Source organism: Guptibacillus hwajinpoensis, assembly GCF_005144865.1.
Classification (GTDB): Bacteria; Bacillota; Bacilli; order Bacillales; family Guptibacillaceae; genus Guptibacillus; species Guptibacillus hwajinpoensis_A.
Genome location: NZ_SWFM01000007.1, coordinates 121,055 through 141,269, shown reverse-complemented (window position 1 = coordinate 141,269; position 20,215 = coordinate 121,055). Strand labels below are relative to the sequence as shown.

The window sequence follows — 20,215 nt, the reverse complement described above, 5'->3', positions numbered from 1 at the left end:
AGCTGCAGTGGCCAGGGTCTCGATCGCTTCACCTCCCAATTGGAACACAAAGACCGTGTTCCAGTTGGGAGGCTCCAGCGCTTGTCGACCCTAAACGGCCACATCCGCTTTTCGTGTCCAGCTGCAGCGGGCAGACACTCGGTCACTTCACCTTTTAATCCGAACACAAAAAACGTGTTCATATTAAAAGCCTCCAGTGCCTGCCGTGTCTAACCGCCCACTTCCGCTTTTCGTTAGATCCAGCTACGACTCGCAGAAACTGCGATATTTCACTCTTTCATCGGAACACAAAAAACGTGTTCCAGTTCAAGAGTTCCAATATCTCCGTTTCTGAACGCTCGTCTCCGCTTTTCGTGAGATCCAGCTGCGACTCGCAGAAACTGCGATATTTCACTCTTTCACAGGAACACAAAAAGCGTGTTCCAGTTCAAGAGTTCCAATATCTCCGTTTCTAAACGCTCGTCTTCGCTTTTCTTCATTGACACACTCTTTTAACTGCGTTATTATATGTCGAGAATGGATACTCTTATCCCGAGCAAGCGGAGGGACAGGCCCGATGAAGCTCAGCAACCAACTCCTATAAATTGAGGATTAAGGTGCTAACCTGCAAGACAATAGTCTTGGAAGATAAGAGGCGAAAGGCATGAGATATCAGCTCCTTTTCCCTCTACATAGAAGGAAAGGGCTTTTTTAATGTCGTTACGATTTATAACGTTATTAAATAGGTTAAACGATAAGAAATTGAATTCGTTCTCTCGTTTCGGCTAAGAATAATAGGGAAATGAGTACCGTATCCATTACAACATTATAGATAGGATCAAATTCCTTAAGGAGGTACTTGAGTGAGTAATCGTCGTTTGTTTACTTCTGAGTCAGTAACAGAGGGGCATCCTGATAAAATTTCAGATCAGATTTCCGATGCCATTCTGGATGATATTCTTGCGCATGATCCAAATGCGCGCGTAGCCTGTGAAACCACAGTGACAACAGGTCTTGTGTTAGTTTCTGGGGAAATTACAACATCCCACTATGTGGATATTCCGAAAGTAGTTCGTGAGACGATTCAAACAATTGGCTATACACGTGCAAAGTATGGCTTTGATGCTGAAACATGTGCAGTACTATCATCTATTGATGAGCAATCTGCAGATATTGCAGCTGGTGTAAACGTTGCTCTAGAAGCACGTGAAGGTACAATGTCTGATGATGAGATCGATGCGATTGGTGCAGGAGATCAGGGCTTAATGTTTGGTTATGCATGTAATGAAACGACTGAACTTATGCCACTTCCTATTTCACTTGCTCATAAATTAGCTCGTCGCTTGAGCGAAGTAAGAAAAGAAGACATTCTTCCTTATCTTCGTCCAGACGGGAAGACACAAGTAACAGTGGAATACGATGAAACTGGGAAGCCAGTTCGTGTGGACACTATTGTTGTTTCTACTCAACATCATCCTGAAGTTTCACTTGAACAGATTCAACGCAACATTAAGGAACACGTTGTGAAGCCAGTTGTTCCAGCTGAATTGATTGATGAAGACACTAAATATTTCATCAACCCTACAGGACGCTTTGTTATTGGAGGACCTCAGGGTGACGCTGGTTTGACAGGAAGAAAAATTATTGTTGATACTTACGGCGGTTATGCTCGTCACGGTGGTGGAGCTTTCTCTGGTAAGGATGCAACTAAGGTAGACCGTTCTGCAGCATATGCAGCTCGTTACGTTGCGAAAAATCTTGTAGCAGCAGGACTTGTAGATCGCTGTGAAGTACAACTTGCATATGCAATTGGTGTAGCACAGCCTGTATCTATTGCGATTGATACGTTTGGAACAGGACAAGTATCAGAAGATCGACTGGTTGAGCTTGTGAGAGAAAACTTTGACCTCCGTCCAGCTGGAATCATTAAGATGCTTGATCTTCGTCGCCCAATTTATAAGCAAACAGCTGCTTATGGTCATTTTGGACGTACAGACATTGAGCTTCCATGGGAGCAAACGGATCGTGCTGAATCTCTTAAGCAGGGTGCAGGTATTTAATTTACATGAAAGAGGAGCCTTTATGGCTTCTCTTTTTTGTTTTACGTAGAGATTAATGAAAGGTAAGTAAAAACATAGGGGAAATGATTGGGGGTAAGGCTTAAGATTTGGTCATCTAAGAATGGGGTTGGAACAGCCGAATAAATTTACTGAACCGATTGAACAGAGATAGAACCTAGTCCCTTATAGATATTAGGTCGCCCAATTGAACAATAGATCAAGTCGTAGGTGTTAGCGATTTTTCTCATCTCATCGAGTGTAAATAAATTATGTCCATCTACGAGTAAAGGCAGTTTAAGACCGCTTACAACCCTCTCCCAGTTCATGTGCTTAAGGGATAGGATCTCTGTCATGAGAAGAAGAGCGTCACAATCCTTAACGGTTTCATACATAAGAGAAGAAGCGCTCTCTTTGTTTTGAATATCTTGCTTATTAGGATCAAACGTTTTGACGACTGCACCTTCTTCTTCAAGTCGATTAATTACGACCTCTGAAGGTGGAAGAGCAGGAAGGGCTTTAAGTGTGGATGATGCAAATATAGCAATAGTAGTTCCTTGAAGAGTTCCAAGGAAATCTTTCAATTTATGGGTTAATAGCTCTGGATGGTATTGATCGATTCCTTCGAGAGCATTCAACATTCTGTTAGCTGATGATGATTCTTTAATCATTGAACGGAAGGAGGCAGCTTCAACGGGTTTCTTGAATCCAAGAAAGCAGGATACAGGGTGCAACGAGTGGTCATCGCTTCTTGGTTCTGAAGGTAATGCTGATTGAATCGCTTCAACATCAGCTCCATAGCTTTCTGCAACACCAGCAATCATTGTTAAGCATGATACTTTCATAGATTGATAAGTATGATAAGCATAACGCATTAATTCTGCGCTCGAATGATCCATATAATAAAGTGAATTAGAAAGTGGGGCATAGAACGTTTCCATTAGTCTGCATGATCGAAGAGAAGAGGTACCAATGATCACTCTTGAGGGGAACATGAAGTCTTTGACTGCGGATCCTTTTCTTATGAAATCAGGGTTACTTACTACATCGTAAGAACGACCAGTTAACCCTTGTTCAAGTAAAATAGCCTCTATTTTAGAAGCGGTTCCCGGTGGAACAGTGCTTTTAATAATAAAGGTTTTGTGCGTATGGACTGTAATGGCGATCTGTCTAATAAAGCGGTAGAATGCTGATAAATCAGGTTTTCTATTTTCATCTACTGGAATTGCTTCAGTGAAAAGTAGATAATCTGCTTCAGATGCAGCAGTAAGTCTGTTAACAGAATAACTTAGTTTGCCAACAGATTTAGCTTCTGTGATGAGTTCAGATAGCCCTTCCTCATGGATTGGTAGTTCTCCGGAGTTAAGCGCTGTGATTTGGTCTCGATTTTCATCTGTACATACTACATCATACCCATGAGATGCAAAGACAGCAGATGCTGTTAAACCAATTTCATTTGCTCCAAATACTGCAAGCTTCATCACTTTTCCTCCTTTGCTATGGTTACGCATATCGAGCGATTTTGGTATGACCAATTGTCGTTTCGTAGTCCTCTAATAACCTTCCAAATATAGCATCCCAAGATTGTGTAAGCGCGTAACGCCGACCTTCGTACCCCATCATTTTTCTTTCTGTTTGATCTAATAATAGTCTACTAATGGCTTGGATATATTCCTCTGTATTATAAGGTGAGCAAAAAAGACCATTACGTTCATCTGATATAACGTCTGTTAAGCCTCCAGCTTTTGCTGCGATGACAGGAGTCCCTGATGCGAGTGATTCCAGTGCAACATTGCCAAACGTTTCAGTAGCGGATGGAAAGATAAACAGATCAGCTGTAGCGTATAGCTCTGATAGCTCATGTCCCTGCTTATAGCCTGTGAACGTTACATTAAAAGGTAGGTTGTGTTGGAAGTGAGGCATTGCTGGGCCATCCCCTACAACAACCCATCTTATCTCTCGCTTCATGTTTTCTGGAAGTTTCCACATGATGTTTTGAAGTGTAACAAGATTCTTTTCGGGTGCAAGCCTGCTGACAAATAGAAGAATGTACTTTTCCTTAATCTGATATCGTTCTCGGATCGATTCATTTTTTCTTCGTGGAGAATAAAGGTCACAGTCTACGCCACGTTGCCACAGGTTTAGATTCCGGAAGCCCTGTCTGCTTAATCGGTCACGTGTTTCGCTTGATGGAACGAAGATCGATGAGAATGGTTGATGAAACCACATCAAATATTTCCAAACAAACGGAGACAACAACTCAAGGCGGTAATGTTTCAAGTAATCGTCAAAGTTCGTGTGATATGAAGCGACCATTGGAATACTGTGCTTTTTTCCGTAATGGAGACCACTTAGCCCTATGTTAAATGGAGTAGCAATATGGAGTAAGTCTGGATTAAACTCTCGTAATTGTTTACGTATCATGTTGAGCTTTGGTAAAGCTATTCGACATTCTGGATACAAGAAGAATTTCTTACTTGCAAAGCGATGAATGTTGCTAAAGAGATCTTCTTCTGTCTGGCAATCGGGGGCGAACAGCATATAATCAATAAGTTGTCTGTCCATGTAGGAAGTTAATCTACCGAGTGTTCGTGAAACACCATTTACCTGAGGGAAATACGTGTCCGTAAAAAGGGCAATCTTCATTAAATTACCTCCCGATTCATTTTTTAACTGAACAAAATAGAAACAAGAACCCCACATCCACCACCGAGTAAAACGCCAACTAAAACATCGGATGGATAATGATGACCAAGATAAATCCGCGATAGGCCCACAAGACTTGCAAGAGCAATTAATGGAGTGAAAAGAGTAGGGATATGTAGAATAAATGGTGTTAGAACAGAAAAAACAGCCGTTGTATGACCTGACGGAAAAGAATGATCTTTAAGAGGATGAACGAGCATTTTCGTTTCTGGTATAGAAAGATATGGCCGGTGTCTTGGGTAGTGTTTCTTGATTAAGTGCACAGGAAAATGACTAATTGCAAGTGCACAAGCGCTCTGAATAGCCCATAATCTAGATGGAGAAGGTAAAAACATACACAATAGAAGCGTACCAATCACAGTCATCCTCGCCCCGCCAACATGCGTAATCCAACTGAAGAAAGAAGTCAGGAACCGAGAATGACACCTTAAATTCACAAATCGAAACACAGTACACTCCTGTTCATGAAGCCACCCAACTACTTTGCTCAAAATAATCCTCCTTCAAGGTATATGTTACTTCTATCTTATAGGAGAATTTTAGTGGTAATATTAAAGAAATTTAAAAGGATTGTTAAGATGAAAAGCGGAAGTGACCGAGGTTCTGGCCGCTGCAGCTGTACATGAAAGGCGGAGACGAGGGTTGAGAAACGGAGATAATGGAGCTCTTGAACTATAAATAAACAATACATCTCCTAAATCCATCATCCATCAAAAAAGACCAGGAAAACTCTCCTGATCTTTTCATTAGAGCAATGTGAAATAAATAACGTATCCAATCGCAAGCGCTGTAGCGATGATATACACAAGGAAAATGGGATTGCTAAAAAAGGAAGATTTAACTCGGGCGTTGCCCTGGTTATCGTATTCACCTTTTTGGTTATTTCCAAGTCGATAGGTCATAAAAGCCCCTATTAATAACGTTATTACGACCAGCACGATCAAGACGAGGGTCAGCTTGTACATAAAAGGCACCTCTATCCATTAGGATTGTATTGGTAACCTTCCTCAAACCATCATGAAATATGCACAATTTTATAGCGGTTTCTGATCTTTGTAGTAAGCTGCTTTTTCTACGTATTCATTTCGGATCCGCTCCATATCCACAAGATCTTCTTTCGTTAATTCTCTTACAACTTTTGCTGGTCTTCCGAATGCGAGCGAATTTGGTGGGATTTTATTCCCAGGTGGAACAAGACTACCTGCACCAACAAAAGCACCTTCACCAATTTCTGCACCATCAAGAACGATGGATCCCATTCCAATAAGAGCATTTTTACGAATGATGCTGCTATGAAGAATAACCTGATGTCCTACGGTGACGCCGTCTTCGAGGATAAGCTTTTTGTTGGGACTTTGATGTAGAACACAATTGTCTTGAATATTAACTCTTGAACCAATCTCTGTAGGGGCTACATCACCGCGAATTGTGGTGTTAAACCAGATGCTACTTTGCTCACCAATTGTCACATCACCTGTAATGGTAGTATAATCCGCTATATAGACTGATTGATGTATCGAAGGTTTTTTATCTCGATAGGAGTAGAGCATTTCATCCCAACTTTCCTTTATAATATATGAAATCCTTTTCAGAAGTAGTGTATCAAAAAGAGTGGACCTACATAAGGGGGCTTATAACAATGCGAATTAAAGAAGCACAATATGCAAAGGGAGTTATTGTTTTAGTTCATGGAGCTAATGAACATCATCGCCGTTATGATTGGCTTGTATCAAAATGGATTGAAGCAGAGTATCACGTAGTACTTGGAGATTTACCAGGACAGGGAGAGAGCACAAGAAGACGGGGACACATTGATTCATTTGATCAATATATTGAAACAATTGATAAATGGATTAATCGAGCGTTGGAATATGAACTGCCTGTGTTCTTACTTGGTCATAGTATGGGTGGGCTTGCTTCTATTCGAACGATAATGGAAAAAAGACCTTCTCTCACAGGTGTGATTCTGTCGTCACCTTGTATTGGTCTTGTAAATCCTCCGAATAAGGGAGTAGACCTTCTTTCGAAAGTATTAAACCCTATCGTTCCTTCACTTAGATTAAACTCAAAGTTAGAATCGAACATCGGAACGAGGAATACAGAATTTCATACTCGAGATCAGGAAGATCCTTTGATGGTGCATAAAGTATCTGTAAGATGGTATCGAGAGCTTCTTAAGGCGATGAAAATTGCAAATGAAGGAGCTAAATCTTTTCAGAATTTGCCGCTACTTGTAGTACAAGGCGGAGATGATCGAATTGTTGATAAACATGCAGTGAGATCTTGGTTTAATCGAATTCCACTAACAGATAAGTCATATAAAGAGTGGGATGGACTTTATCATGAAGTGTTTAATGAACCAGAGCGTGATACAGTTTTTAAAACAGCCCAAGCGTTTGTTGAGTTGAAACTTGAGTTATTGGAATATGAAGCAAACGACCAAGAAGGCAAATAAATGATACAGGAGTTGAATCGGTTGAAAGTACCAAGTCATCCCTGGACGTTGATGTATAGTATTTATAAACGCGTATTACCAAGGATTCATCAAGAACTTGATGTATGGAAAAGTCGTGCTGAAGACATTCCTGATATGGAGCTTAGAAAACAAGCTCTAGCCAGCATAGAATCCAAGACGTTTCACTGTGAAGGGGGGGCGATCTACGGTCTGCTTGCTGGAAAACAAATCGATAAATCGATTGAATTCGTAGCAGCGTATCAGACCATAAGTGACTACCTTGATAACTTATGTGATCGCAGTACATCACTAGATCCACAAGACTTCAGTGCATTGCACAAGTCAATGGTTGATGCGCTTTCCCCAGAGATTGAAGCGTCTAATGACTACTATCGATTTAGAAAAGAACAAGATGATGGGGGCTATTTATTAGCACTCGTGGAAACATGTCAGGATATTATCCGGCAGCTATCGAACCGTGAAGAAGTGCAACCAGCACTACTTGAACTTTGTCATTACTATTGTGATCTACAAGTACATAAGCATGTGACGGAGGAAGATAGAGTACCAAGACTAAAGAGCTGGTTTGACCAACATAAATCTCAGTTGCCTGATATGACTTGGAACGAATTCTCAGCGTGTGCTGGTTCAACCCTTGGGATCTTCTGTCTTGTCTCATATTCGCTTGGCGACAACCTTCCTAAAGGTGGAACAGAGGTTATTAAAGATGGCTATTTCCCGTGGGTACAAGGTCTTCATATTATGCTTGATTACTTTATTGATCAGGAAGAAGATCGAGTGGGTGGAGATTTAAACTTCTGTTTTTATTACAAAGATAATGATGAACTTGCACGCCGTGTCGCTCATTTCATTAAAGAAGCTGATAAAAGCGTTGAAGAACTACCGCATTCTTCCTTTCACCGCCTCATAAACAGAGGATTGCTCGGTATTTATCTTGCTGATCGAAAAGTAATGGAACAAAAAGATGTTCGTTCTTTGGCTCGGAAGATTATACGAAATGGCGGTCGATCAAGCATCTTCTTCTATTTTAATGGTTGGGTGTATAGAAGACTTCACAAAGCATCGCAATAAATCACGTATAAAAAACGCTGTTTCGTGAGAAAAGAAGCCTATAGGATTTTGAAAGGGGTTCTTTACATGAAGAAGCGCTATTACGTCGCTGTTAGCTCAGGTGAAATATTAGAAGATCAGGGAGCATCGAGCTATAATTTTGAAATCGATGCAGATGAGGAAGATGTCTTCAAGTTAAGTGAGCTGTTTGATTTGACTGACAAAGACAGTCGCCTTTCTCTTTATCGCTCTCACGTACCAGCAATGAGCTACCATGAAGATAAAAACAACCATGATTACGATGATCATATGAAGCAAATTTACCAGCTTATTCACGACCTTGGAACAAAGAGAACGCGAGATCATATCGAATCAATGGGAATTCTCCAATAAACATAGAAAAAAGCCGGTGCAGATGCACGGGCTTTATTTCTTACTTATGGCAAGGATATAGGGCGGCTCATTGATTTGGTTAATAAACTGATATTTAAGAACCTGGTATTCGGATTGTGATAGTTCTGCTGTGTAATTCGTTACAAGTTCACTCTCAACTTTTCCTTCAGGATGTCCTGGGTACACAACCAGGATGACCAAACCACCTGATCGAAGAAGGGTTAGCATATCCGTTACTGCCTGAAGTGTTTCTGCAGGTTTCGTCACAATGGATTTGTCTCCACCTGGCAAGTAGCCAAGGTTGAAAATAACTGCAGAGACCTTTCCGATATCCTCTGGATCAATCACGTCTTTAACTGTCGCATGACTAGCGTGATTAAGTATAACTTGTGATGATTGCTCAGCTTCTGAAAGCCGTTGATAGGTTGATTCTAAAGCATCCTTCTGAATATCAAAACCGTAAACTTTGCCAGTTTTGCCAACAGATTTAGCAAGAAAAAGGGTATCATGGCCATTGCCACACGTGCCATCAATCGCCACGCCACCTTCACTGAGGACATCACTTAATAGTTGTTTTGTAAAAGGTAAAATCCGCTCTAGCGTCATGTTGTATGAATCCTTTCTGGTGTATGAAATTTCCCCTGCCAGCTGTTACGTCGTATCAGTTCACTCTGTATAGCATTTAAGACACTAAATTTGTTCAAACTCCACATAGGTCCGATGAGTAAATCAGCTGGACCATCACCAGTAATACGGTGAATAACCATATTCGGTGGAAGTATTTCTAGCTGGTCGACAACCAGCTTAACATAGGTGTCTTGATCAAGAAACTCGAGTTTACCTTTTTCGTATTGCTTCACCATCGCAGTTTTTTTCAGTAGGTGAAGCAGATGAATCTTTATCCCCTGTACATCTAACTTAGCTACGGCTTGCGCTGTTTCCATCATCATCTGGGGTGTTTCCTCTGGAAGCCCATTAATGATATGTGAAACAACATTTATGTTATGTTTTCGAAGTTTCTCAACACCTTCAACATAACACGTAAAGTCATGTGCACGATTGATCAGGTTACCTGTTTGGTCATGAACGGTCTGTAATCCTAGTTCCACCATTAGAAAAGTTCGTTCGTTCAATTCAGCCAGGTAATCAACAACATCGTCAGGTAAGCAGTCAGGTCTCGTTGCGATCGAGAGTCCAACAACGTCATCCTGCATCAAAATCACTTCAAATTTTCTTCGCAATTCTTCTACAGGCGCATATGTATTCGTATAGGCTTGAAAATAACCAAGGTATTTTGCACCTTTCCATTTTCGCCCGCTCGTCCTGTTTTTAATTGTATGAAACTGTGTGACAAGATCTTCTCGTCTGTCTCCGGCAAAATCTCCTGAACCACTGACACTGCAAAAAGTACAGCCTCCATGAGCGACTTTACCATCCCGATTCGGGCAATCAAATCCTCCATCTAACGGAACTTTCATAACGCGATGACCAAACTTTTGTTGAAGAAAGTTATTAAACGTATAGTAACGTTTATCTGAACCAAAATGAGAAGGTATACCAGATGTGTGTAATTTCATTACGACTCCTCTCGTGGGCTTATAGACCCAAGATGATTACTTTTTACTTTACCACTTTCATGATTAATCCTCCAATAACATAGCGAATTGTTTGGGAATATATGAGGCGTGGTACATACTACTAACACTACTAAAGAGGTGATCGTATGGTAGATAATGAAAAGCGCCATAAAAAAGGAGAAACAAATAATCCAGAACAACTACCAGATGAAGAAAGAAATCAGCTTGATCGTGATGATGCAGAAATGAATGTTGATGCGATTCCGCTTGAAGATTTAAAGGAAGAAGAGAAAGAAGAAAAAGACAAGCCTCATTCCAAAGATGATTCAGCTAGTCAAAAGAAATATAGAGAAGGATAACGCACCAACCCTGGTGCGTTACTTTTTTGTTTGCAAACATCAGGTGGATAATGATAAGAGGGTATCAACTATTAAGATTTATGAAATATAACTGCTATTAGACGTATAAATAACGAAAACATCGTCTATTCTGATAATGTTCTTGACAATCTGCACAAGTCTTCATACAATACAAATTATATACGTAATTTAGCGAAACCAAAGATAATGATAAGGAATAGTAATAAAGATTCTATTAATAGAGAGTTAACGGATGGTGGAAGTTAACATAGAACTTTTATGAACTCGCCTTTGAATCGGAGCCTGAATGGAGTAAGGTTACCCGTACGCCTGCGTTAAAGGTCTGAAGTGAGTGCTGTTTCTAGCACTAAGCCGGGTGGTACCGCGGGTGATTGTGAATATCAGATTCTCAACCTCTCGTCCCTGTTGATAAACAACGGGGATGGGAGGTTTTTTTATTTTTTTAAGGACTGGAAGGAGAGAGTAGCAATGGCATTTGATCACAAAACAATTGAGAAGAAGTGGCAGCACTACTGGGAAACAAAGAAAACATTTAAAACAGACAATGACGCGAGCGGAGAGAAAGTATATATTCTCGATATGTTCCCATATCCTTCTGGAGCGGGTCTTCATGTAGGACACCCTGAAGGATACACTGCGACGGATATACTATCCCGTATGAAGCGAATGCAAGGCTATAATGTGCTTCATCCAATCGGCTGGGATGCATTTGGACTTCCTGCGGAACAGTATGCGCTTGATACTGGAAACAACCCGCGAGATTTCACTCAAACAAACATTGATACCTTCCGTCGACAAATTAAAGAATTAGGTTTTTCTTATGACTGGGATCGAGAAGTAAACACGACTGATCCTAGTTACTATAAATGGACGCAGTGGATTTTTACAAAGCTATATGAAAAAGGACTTGCTTATGTTGACGAAGTTGCTGTGAACTGGTGTCCCGCTCTCGGAACGGTACTTGCCAACGAAGAGGTCATTGATGGCTTGAGTGAGCGTGGTGGTCACCCGGTAGTTCGTAAACCAATGAAACAATGGGTTCTTAAAATTACAGAATATGCAGATCGTTTGCTTGAAGACCTTGAAGAGCTTGATTGGTCAGAAAGTATTAAAGAAATGCAGCGAAACTGGATTGGTAAATCGGAAGGTGCCGAAGTAACGTTCAAGATTGATGGTCATGATGAATCAATCGATGTCTTTACAACTCGCCCAGACACATTGTTTGGTGCTACTTATATGGTTCTTGCACCAGAGCATCCTCTTGTGAAGCAAATTGCTACAGAAGAGCAAGCATCTAAAGTTGAAAGCTATCGTTCAAAGGTGCAAACAAAGAGTGATCTTGAGCGTACCGAATTGTCGAAAGAAAAGACTGGTGAATTCACTGGAGCATATGCGATTAACCCTATTAATAATGAGAAGCTTCCGATTTGGGTAGCGGATTACGTATTAATGACATATGGAACAGGTGCGATTATGGCGGTTCCTGCTCACGATGAGCGTGACTATGAATTTGCAACAACGTTTAACTTGCCAATTATTGAAGTTGTAGCCGGTGGAGATGTATCGAATGAAGCTTATACGGAAGATGGTAAGCATGTTAATTCTGATTTCTTAAACGATCTTGAGAAAGAAGAAGCGATCACGAAGAGTATCGAATGGCTAGAGCAGAATGAAAAGGGCAAGAAAAAGATTACGTATCGTCTACGTGACTGGTTATTTAGCCGTCAACGCTACTGGGGCGAGCCTATTCCAATCATTCACTGGGAAGATGGCACAATGAGTGCGGTGCCAGAAGAACAACTTCCAGTTGTACTTCCTGAAACAACTGAAATTAAGCCTTCTGGTACAGGCGAATCACCACTTGCTAATATCGAGGACTGGTTAAACGTAGTTGATCCAAAGACTGGTATGAAAGGTCGCCGTGAAACAAATACAATGCCACAATGGGCTGGTAGCTGCTGGTATTACCTTCGTTATATTGATCCTGATAACGATGAAATGTTAGCTGATCCGAAGAAATTGGATGAGTGGTTACCAGTAGATATGTATATCGGCGGAGCTGAGCATGCTGTTCTTCACTTGCTATATGCACGGTTCTGGCACAAAGTTCTTTACGATATTGGCGTTGTTCCAACCAAAGAGCCGTTCCAGCGTCTTCGCAATCAGGGTATGATTCTTGGAGAGAACAATGAGAAAATGAGTAAATCCAAGGGCAACGTTGTAAACCCAGATGAGATTGTAGAAAGTCACGGAGCTGACACGCTTCGACTGTATGAAATGTTTATGGGACCTTTCGAAGGGTCGATCGCATGGTCGAACAATGGTCTTGATGGTGCTCGTCGATTCCTTGACCGTGTTTGGCGTTTGTTCGGTGAAGGTGACATTAGTAAGTCATCTCTATCTGAAACGGATTCAAGTGAAGAAATGGAACGTGTTTACCACGAAACAGTAAAAAAGGTTACTGAAGACATGGAAGGTTTACGTTTCAATACGGCCGTTTCTCAAATGATGGTATTCGTCAATGAAGCGTATAAACAGGAAACAGTATCCGTTAGCTTAATGGAAGGTTTTGTTAAGCTACTATCTCCAATTGCTCCGCACCTTGCTGAAGAGCTTTGGAGTGCTCTAGGTCACGAAGAAACGTTAGCTTATGCAAATTGGCCAATGTTTGATGAGAGCAAGCTAACCGTGGATGAAGTTGAAATTGTTGTCCAAATTAACGGTAAGCTTCGCGCCAAAATTTCCATTCCAGCTGAAGCATCCCGTGACGAAATGCAGGAGATTGCTTTAGAGCATGAGAAAATTAAAGGTCAACTTGATGGCAAAACGCTTCGTAAAGTGATTGCTGTTCCTGGAAAGCTTGTTAATATAGTTGCAAATTAACTTGAAACCCCTCTTTTCTTTATAGGAAGAGGGGTTTTCTAAATTTATGATTGAAGAACCTCTTAAAGTGGGAAAAGAATACTACTGTTCGTAAGTTAGATTTCTTGTATTGAAAGTTCGAATCATGTACGATGGATTTTGTTGAAGTGATTATTAATGTAAAAATCATATTATAGTTAGCGAAAGGGGTATGTTTTTAATGAGTAATGAAATTAAGACAGTTACACCTGAAGAGGTTCAAGAGCTATTAAATGAGGGTAAAAATGTATCATTAATTGATGTACGTGAGGATGAAGAAGTAGAAGAAGGTATAATTCCTGAAGCGAAGCATATTCGTCTTGGCACTCTTCCTGAACGTCTTAACGAAATAAATAAAGAAGAAGAGCATATAATGATTTGTCGATCTGGTCGACGGAGTGAGCGTGCTTGTGAATATTTACAAGAAGCTGGATATGAAGTGAAGAACATGGTTGGCGGTATGATGAAATGGGAGGGTAAGGTTAAATAACCCTTCTGAAAAGGAGAGAGATCGAATGGCAATATTGGGAACGGCTGTAGCTGCTTTTGCAGCGTTCATATTAGGTTTATGGAGAGTTATTTATCCCTATTCATATATGAGGCCGATTAACCTTGATCGGTTTGACGATGATAAATACTGTCTTATCGATGTGAGAGATTATATTCTTTCACATAGGATGCCGTATGAGAAAGCAAAGAATATCCCGCTTTCTTACCTAGGAAGACAAACAAGAGAAAATGAAGTATGTGATAAAGAAATTATAGTACTTGCAGAAGATCGTAAGGCAGCACGACTTGCTGTTAAGATCTTGATGAAACAGCGCAAGCAGCCGATCTATTACATGACCGTTACCTCTTAATTCTTGCTAGCGCCTTGTGGAGTCTCCATTAAGGCGCTTTGCTGGAGTCTAAATCCTAGTAAGTTGATAAGATTAATATATCATAGCACTTTTTTCCTCATTCTCCAAGCATATTGACCTAAAATCATTCGTTCGCCTCCTCCATCTGATATAATAAAGGAAAAGACTACACTGAGGTGTTGAAATGAAGGCAGAACTTATGCGTGCTATGATGGACTTACAGGCATTGCGCCAGTTACAACCAGGTAAAACAATGGTTAATCAGCAGCCATCAGCCTTTTCCTTTACAGACATGCTTGAAGCAGCTCTTTCGAATCAGAACGTCGTACAGCAGCAGGAGCCAATTTCTGTTCCTTCTATGCATGGAATAAATGAAGTAAGCACACCACCAGTTGTACATACTAGTTCTACTTCTTACTCATCTTCATCTCTTGAGATTGATGGATATATTGAAGAATTATCAGCCAAGTACAACGTTGATCCAAAATTAGTTCATTCCATTATTAAACAAGAGTCTGGCTATAAATCAGATAGTGTTAGTGGAGCAGGAGCTATGGGATTAATGCAATTAATGCCTGCAACTGCCTCGTATCTTGGTGTGAAAGATCCGTTTGATCCAGGGCAGAATATTGAAGGTGGCGTGAAATACATTAAGCAGATGATTGAGAAATACGACGGTAACACCGAGCTTGCTCTAGCAGCATATAACGCAGGTCCTGGTAATGTTGATCGTTATGGAGGAATTCCACCTTTTAAAGAAACGCAGAATTATGTTTCAAAAGTGATGGGTAATTATTTAGCATAAAGAGAAAAGCTGTCTCAAACGACCGCTCTCCAGCAGTCGAATGAAGACAGTTTTTTGTTTTTTAGTTATTTTTTATGAATGGTTGGTGTTACTAGAAGTGGTTTAATATCTACTTCAAAGTTGATTGGAGCGGAAGGTGCTCGACTCCTGCGGGACTAGCGGGACAGGTGAGACCCCACAGGCGCGCCCAAGCGCGCCGAGGAGGCTCACCGCCCGCCCCGCGGAAAGCGAGCATACTGGAGCGCAAATCAACTACTACTTTTATGGGTAAGGCTACAATGTCTACTAAATATATTTCACATTAGCTGAGAGAAGACAGAGACAATTGATATACTAAACATGAGGTGAATAATTTGAACGAATTTAAAACGTTAGGCTTGGATTCAAAGCTTATTAAACCATTAGAAGATCAGGGGATAGAGACTCCTACTGACATACAAAAGGAAACGATTCCTGTAATGCTTCAAGGACATGACGTCATTGCACAGGCGCAGACAGGAACAGGTAAAACGTTTGCGTTTCTACTACCTATATTAGAGAAATTAGATACTGAAGCTCAAGAAGTACAAGCATTAATCGTTACGCCAACAAGAGAGTTAGCCATTCAAATCACAACTGAGTTGATGAAGCTCGTGGAAGAACGAGAGGATGTCAATGTTCTTGCAGTTTATGGTGGACAAGATGTAGAGAGACAGATTAAGCGTCTTAACAAACAAGTACACATTGTGGTCGGAACACCTGGACGCTTGCTTGACCATGTTAGGAGAGAAACCATTGATTTGTCTCGTACATCATTCCTTGTATTAGATGAAGCAGACCAAATGTTGCATATAGGTTTCCTTAGAGAAGTTGAAGATATTATTAGTGAAACGCCTGATGATCGTCAAACGGCCCTTTTCTCAGCTACGTTATCAAGCGATATTAAAAAGCTTGCACGACGTTTTATGCGATCTCCGCAAACCATTAAGGGGAAAGAAAAAGGAAAAACAGTTGAGGAAATTCAACAATATGTAATCGAGACAACAGATCGAAGAAAGTTTGGTTCACTTACTGAAACAATTGATGAAGTGCGACCATTTCTAGGAATTATTTTCTGTCGAACAAAACGCAGAGTTAGTAAGCTTAATGGCGATTTGAAATCAAAAGGATATTTATCAGATGAGCTACACGGAGATCTTTCACAGGCAAAGCGTGAAAGTGTTATTAAACGATTCCGAGATGCAAAAATCCAATTGCTTGTAGCTACAGATGTGGCTGCTAGAGGTCTAGATATAGAGGGCGTCACACATGTCTTTAATTATGATATCCCGCAAGATACAGAAAGCTATATTCATCGGATAGGTCGGACGGGGCGAGCTGGAGAAGACGGTGCATCATACACATTCATCGCAGCTAAGGATCAGCCTTTTATCCAAATGATTGAAAAAGGAATTGGTAAAAAGCTGTCTCGAAAAACTGTTGAAGGGGCATTGCCTGAACATGAAGAGCGGGTTCAGGGTAGAAATGATCAAAGAGGTCGAACAAATCGTCCGTCTCGAAGAACGGGATCATCCAACAGCCGAACCGGTGGTAGAAATCGGAACAAGCGATAGAAATATAAAAAAACAGGAGGGGGCAATGCCCTTCCTGTTTTTTTTAGGTTCTTGTTGCAGCGCTCTTTCCTGCTGTATAACCTGTAACGAAAGCAGATGTAATGTTATAACCGCCAGTGTAGCCGTGGATGTCGAGAACTTCACCACAGAAATAGAGGCCCTCAGTAAATTTAGAACCCATTTCCTTAGGATGAATTTCTTTTAAAGAGACCCCGCCTCCTGTAACGAAAGCTTTATCAATTGGGAGAGTACCGTCAATTGCAACTTGGAATTGTTTTAACAAACGAACATATTCTCGAACTTTTTCTTTTGATAAGTGAGCGTATGTTGTGTCTGGAGAAAGTTCCGCTTTGCTCAATAAGAAGAGCATATATCTTTCAGGTACTTTACTTTTCCAGATATTCTTAATTACTTTTTTAGGTTCTTCTTTTGCGATCTTCATATGTTCTCGATATAACTCTTCTTCGTTTTGGTCGGGTACCGAATCAATTTGAAGTGGAATATATTGTGCATTAAACTTCTTCATCGCTTTAACGACATACTGACTGCATCTTAGGACTGCTGGTCCAGATAAGCCAATATGAGTGAAAATCATATCCCATCTATGCGTTTTTATCACTTTACCTTTAGGATTGAGGACAGATAACGCGACATCTCTAAGAGATAATCCCTGAAGATCCTTATTCTTAATAAAAGGTTCACTCGATGTGAGGGGCACTTCTGTTGGATAGAGATCAGTAATTGTATGACCGCCTTCTTCTGCCCAGGCATACCCATCTCCGGTTGATCCAGTGTGTGGAACGGATTTTCCTCCAACTGCAATAACAACATTGGACGATTCGATTTCTTCTTTTGATAGAAGTCGAACTCCTGTAACTGCTCCGTTATCATAAAGAACTTTTTCAACAGGCGTATTCACCTTAATCGTCACATTCAGTTTGCGTACTTTCTCTAGAAGCGCATTGACAACTGATTTGGCATCATCAGTTACAGGGAACATTCTCCCATGGTCTTCTTCTTTCAGTTTAATGCCAAGATCTTCAAAGAATGTAATGATATCTTCATTATTGAAGATATTAAATGCACTGTATAGAAACTTCCCGTTCCCAGGGATGAATTTAATAAGTTCATCAAGCGGCAGGCGATTTGTAACGTTGCATCTTCCGCCTCCAGATATAGCTAATTTACGCCCAAGCTTATTTCCTTTATCAACGAGCAACACAGATGCTCCGTGTTCTGCGGCTGATACAGACGCCATGAGTCCGGACGGACCACCGCCAATCACAATGACATCGTATTTCATGCTTACACCTCTCTCATTTTGCTACAGACAAACATACCATAATTAACACTACATATTAAAGTTTCACAGAAATTTATATTTGTTGTTAATAGGTAAATAGCTTAAAATGAAGAAGTGTATTTAAAGAACTGTTGAAAATTGTTGATAGTTGACGAATAGATTTAGATGAATGGTTAGAAGTAGGAGATGGAGAAATGTCCGATTCAAATGTTATCAGGGGAACGATGCTGTTAACAGCTGCCACCCTTTTTTCAAGAGTACTAGGAATGATTTACATGTTTCCTTTTACTGCTCTTGTCGGAACACAGGGTGTGGCTTTATATACGTATGCTTACACCCCTTATACGATTATGCTTAGCTTGTCTACAGTTGGTATACCACTGGCTGTTTCGAAATTTGTTTCAAAATACCATACGCTCGGTGATTATAGGACTGGAAGGCGTCTATATAAATCAGGGTTAGTGTTAATGGCTTTAACCGGTTTCGTCGCGTTTCTTGTGTTGTTCTTACTAGCAGAGCCAATTGCACGAATAGTTATTGATGAAGGTAAAGAAGGTAACTCGATAGCGGATGTGACCCTTGTCATTCGTGTTGTAAGTATGGCGCTATTGATCGTGCCAATTATGAGTTTAACACGCGGTTTTTTCCAGGGTCTTCAGTCTATGGGACCTACTGCTGTCTCTCAGGTTGTTGAACAAGTTTTTCGTATCGTCTTTATTCTTGCATCAAGCGTTATTATCATAAAATTCTTGGATGGAGATGCAGCTACTGCTGCGACATATGCAACGTTTGGAGCATTTGTAGGTGCTGTGGGTGGCTTAATGGTCGTTTTCTGGTATTACAGAAAACGTAAGCCTGAACTTGATCGACATCTTGCTGAAAGTACCGTAGATCACAACGTTTCATTGAAGGATATGTATAAAGAAATTATTACGTATGCTCTCCCGTTCGTAGTAGTCGGACTTGCAATTCCTTTGTACTTGCAGGTCGATACGTTTCTTATTAACCCTGCACTTAAGAGCATAGGTTATGATAAGCCGTCTTATGAAGAAGTTTTTGCTATTATAACGGGACTTGCTCACAAGTTAATTATGATTCCAGTTTCACTCGCTACGGCGCTCGCTATGACGATTATCCCTGCTATTACAAAATCGTTTACCGCAAATCGTGAAGGCGTGCTTCAGAAGCAGCTTACCCAAACGTTTCAAATTCTACTGTTTCTGACATTACCTGCAGCGATTGGTCTAGCAGTTCTATCAGAGCCGGTTTTCCGTGTTTTATATCCTACGGTAAATCAGGAAGTGGGCAGTTCATTACTAATGTGGTACGCCCCAACAGCGATTTTGTTTGCTCTTTTCTCGGTCACAGCAGCAATTCTTCAGGGGATTAACAAGCAGAAATTCGCTGTATATAGTTTGCTAGCTGGTCTTGTCTTGAAAGCGGGATTAACATATCCACTCGTTACGATCTTTGAGGGAAAAGGGGCAATCCTTGCAACTAACATCGGATTGTTTACATCAGTGGTCATTACGATCATTATTATTAAGCGATATACTGATTACGAATTTGGATTTATTTTCAGAAGACTATTGCTAATAGGGATTTTCGTCGCAGTTATGGCAGTAGCATCGAGAGCTGCTATTCTGCCGCTTGAATCGGTGTACCCAGATCTTTACCTATCGAAAAGTGAAGGTGGAAGTATGCTGTACTCAAGTATTAACCTATTAGTAGGGATAACAGTTGGTGGGATTGTTTACCTCTGGCTTTCATATCGTTCCAACCTTGCAGGTTTAATACTAGGTGAACGGTTTACATTCTTAAAACGACGCTAAAAAATGAAGGCCAAATGGCCTTCATTTTTTGTTAATAGCATTAACTTTTTAATAGTCGTTTTCTTCTTCTCGTATACCGAGCAGTCTCTCGATACGTCTGATTCTTCTATTCTGCCTTCTTAGACGACGTTCGATTTCATTTAATTGCTGTTCGATATTTCCAGGATATCCAGGATATCCTCCACCACCAGGATATCCGCCCGGCTGACCAGGATATCCTTGCCATTGCTGTCGATGATCATACATACACGATTCCCCCCTTTAATTAGGTACTTGATAGTGTATGCAATCAATAGGCAGTGTT

20 protein-coding genes, 1 riboswitch and 1 other annotated feature are annotated in these 20,215 nt (G+C 40.7%); of the genes, 11 read left to right on the top strand and 9 right to left on the bottom strand.

All coding sequences use genetic code 11. From position 1 onward, the window contains the following. The first annotated feature begins 523 nt into the window (after positions 1-523). Positions 524-634: riboswitch (SAM riboswitch) on the top strand. Between the two features lie 208 nt (positions 635-842). Continuing rightward, entirely contained in the window at positions 843-2,039 is a 1,197-nt protein-coding gene (gene metK / locus FBF83_RS18380; RefSeq protein ID WP_136948610.1) for a methionine adenosyltransferase, read from the top strand. 146 nt (positions 2,040-2,185) lie between these two features. On the opposite strand, the gene FBF83_RS18375 is transcribed toward metK, so the two are convergent. From FBF83_RS18375 to FBF83_RS18355, 5 genes are all read right to left on the bottom strand, one after another. After that, positions 2,186-3,517, bottom strand: coding sequence for a nucleotide sugar dehydrogenase (locus tag FBF83_RS18375; RefSeq protein ID WP_169525625.1), 1,332 nt, complete (start codon positions 3,515-3,517; stop codon positions 2,186-2,188). A gap of 22 nt (positions 3,518-3,539) precedes the next feature. Continuing rightward, on the bottom strand, positions 3,540-4,682 hold the full coding sequence (locus FBF83_RS18370) for a glycosyltransferase family 4 protein (protein WP_136948608.1): 1,143 nt from the start codon (positions 4,680-4,682) through the stop codon (positions 3,540-3,542). A gap of 23 nt (positions 4,683-4,705) precedes the next feature. After that, a complete protein-coding gene (locus tag FBF83_RS18365; RefSeq protein ID WP_136948607.1) occupies positions 4,706-5,233 on the bottom strand; it encodes a phosphatase PAP2 family protein in 528 nt (175 codons plus the stop codon). 255 nt (positions 5,234-5,488) lie between these two features. Beyond that, a complete protein-coding gene (locus tag FBF83_RS18360; RefSeq protein ID WP_136948606.1) occupies positions 5,489-5,707 on the bottom strand; it encodes a hypothetical protein in 219 nt (72 codons plus the stop codon). A gap of 69 nt (positions 5,708-5,776) precedes the next feature. Continuing rightward, positions 5,777-6,292, bottom strand: coding sequence for a gamma carbonic anhydrase family protein (locus FBF83_RS18355; RefSeq protein ID WP_136948605.1), 516 nt, complete (start codon positions 6,290-6,292; stop codon positions 5,777-5,779). An 89-nt stretch (positions 6,293-6,381) separates the two neighbouring features. Between FBF83_RS18355 and FBF83_RS18350 the strand changes: the two genes are divergently transcribed. The 3 genes from FBF83_RS18350 to FBF83_RS18340 all read left to right on the top strand — a co-directional run bounded on the left by FBF83_RS18350 (position 6,382) and on the right by FBF83_RS18340 (position 8,661). Then, entirely contained in the window at positions 6,382-7,197 is an 816-nt protein-coding gene (locus FBF83_RS18350; protein ID WP_136948604.1) for an alpha/beta hydrolase, read from the top strand. 21 nt (positions 7,198-7,218) lie between these two features. Beyond that, positions 7,219-8,289, top strand: coding sequence for a tetraprenyl-beta-curcumene synthase family protein (locus FBF83_RS18345; protein WP_136948615.1), 1,071 nt, complete (start codon positions 7,219-7,221; stop codon positions 8,287-8,289). 66 nt (positions 8,290-8,355) lie between these two features. Then, positions 8,356-8,661: a hypothetical protein gene (locus FBF83_RS18340; protein WP_136948603.1), complete on the top strand. Its 306-nt coding sequence runs from the start codon at positions 8,356-8,358 to the stop codon at positions 8,659-8,661. Between the two features lie 33 nt (positions 8,662-8,694). On the opposite strand, the gene FBF83_RS18335 is transcribed toward FBF83_RS18340, so the two are convergent. Together FBF83_RS18335 and FBF83_RS18330 are read right to left on the bottom strand one after the other, a co-directional pair. Further along, a complete protein-coding gene (locus FBF83_RS18335; RefSeq protein ID WP_136948602.1) occupies positions 8,695-9,267 on the bottom strand; it encodes a class I SAM-dependent methyltransferase in 573 nt (190 codons plus the stop codon). Continuing rightward, entirely contained in the window at positions 9,264-10,238 is a 975-nt protein-coding gene (locus FBF83_RS18330; RefSeq protein ID WP_136948601.1) for a TIGR01212 family radical SAM protein, read from the bottom strand. Before FBF83_RS18330 ends, FBF83_RS18335 begins: the two co-directional genes overlap by 4 nt. A gap of 146 nt (positions 10,239-10,384) precedes the next feature. Here FBF83_RS18330 and FBF83_RS18325 point away from each other — a divergent pair, with 146 nt between their 5' ends. The 6 genes from FBF83_RS18325 to FBF83_RS18300 all read left to right on the top strand — a co-directional run bounded on the left by FBF83_RS18325 (position 10,385) and on the right by FBF83_RS18300 (position 16,776). Further along, positions 10,385-10,597: a hypothetical protein gene (locus tag FBF83_RS18325; protein WP_136948600.1), complete on the top strand. Its 213-nt coding sequence runs from the start codon at positions 10,385-10,387 to the stop codon at positions 10,595-10,597. Positions 10,598-10,795: 198 nt separating this feature from the next. Further along, positions 10,796-11,025, top strand: a binding site (T-box leader). 61 nt (positions 11,026-11,086) lie between these two features. Beyond that, on the top strand, positions 11,087-13,501 hold the full coding sequence (gene leuS, locus FBF83_RS18320; protein ID WP_136948599.1) for a leucine--tRNA ligase: 2,415 nt from the start codon (positions 11,087-11,089) through the stop codon (positions 13,499-13,501). A gap of 199 nt (positions 13,502-13,700) precedes the next feature. Then, entirely contained in the window at positions 13,701-14,009 is a 309-nt protein-coding gene (locus FBF83_RS18315) for a rhodanese-like domain-containing protein (RefSeq protein WP_136948598.1), read from the top strand. A gap of 25 nt (positions 14,010-14,034) precedes the next feature. Continuing rightward, entirely contained in the window at positions 14,035-14,379 is a 345-nt protein-coding gene (locus FBF83_RS18310) for a rhodanese-like domain-containing protein (protein WP_136948597.1), read from the top strand. A 184-nt stretch (positions 14,380-14,563) separates the two neighbouring features. Continuing rightward, positions 14,564-15,184 carry a lytic transglycosylase domain-containing protein gene (locus FBF83_RS21220; protein WP_136948596.1) on the top strand — a complete coding sequence of 207 codons (621 nt, stop codon included), beginning with the start codon at positions 14,564-14,566 and terminating at the stop codon, positions 15,182-15,184. A 353-nt stretch (positions 15,185-15,537) separates the two neighbouring features. After that, complete coding sequence (locus FBF83_RS18300) at positions 15,538-16,776, top strand: DEAD/DEAH box helicase (RefSeq protein ID WP_136948595.1); 1,239 nt, start codon at positions 15,538-15,540, stop codon at positions 16,774-16,776. A 43-nt stretch (positions 16,777-16,819) separates the two neighbouring features. Here FBF83_RS18300 and FBF83_RS18295 read toward each other — a convergent pair whose 3' ends face one another. Next, positions 16,820-18,079, bottom strand: a complete 1,260-nt coding sequence (locus tag FBF83_RS18295) for an NAD(P)/FAD-dependent oxidoreductase (RefSeq protein ID WP_136948594.1) — start codon at positions 18,077-18,079, stop codon at positions 16,820-16,822. 194 nt (positions 18,080-18,273) lie between these two features. Between FBF83_RS18295 and FBF83_RS18290 the strand changes: the two genes are divergently transcribed. Further along, entirely contained in the window at positions 18,274-19,911 is a 1,638-nt protein-coding gene (locus FBF83_RS18290; RefSeq protein ID WP_136948593.1) for a putative polysaccharide biosynthesis protein, read from the top strand. Between the two features lie 48 nt (positions 19,912-19,959). On the opposite strand, the gene FBF83_RS18285 is transcribed toward FBF83_RS18290, so the two are convergent. Continuing rightward, positions 19,960-20,157, bottom strand: a complete 198-nt coding sequence (locus tag FBF83_RS18285) for a hypothetical protein (RefSeq protein WP_136948592.1) — start codon at positions 20,155-20,157, stop codon at positions 19,960-19,962. Positions 20,158-20,215 lie beyond the last annotated feature (58 nt).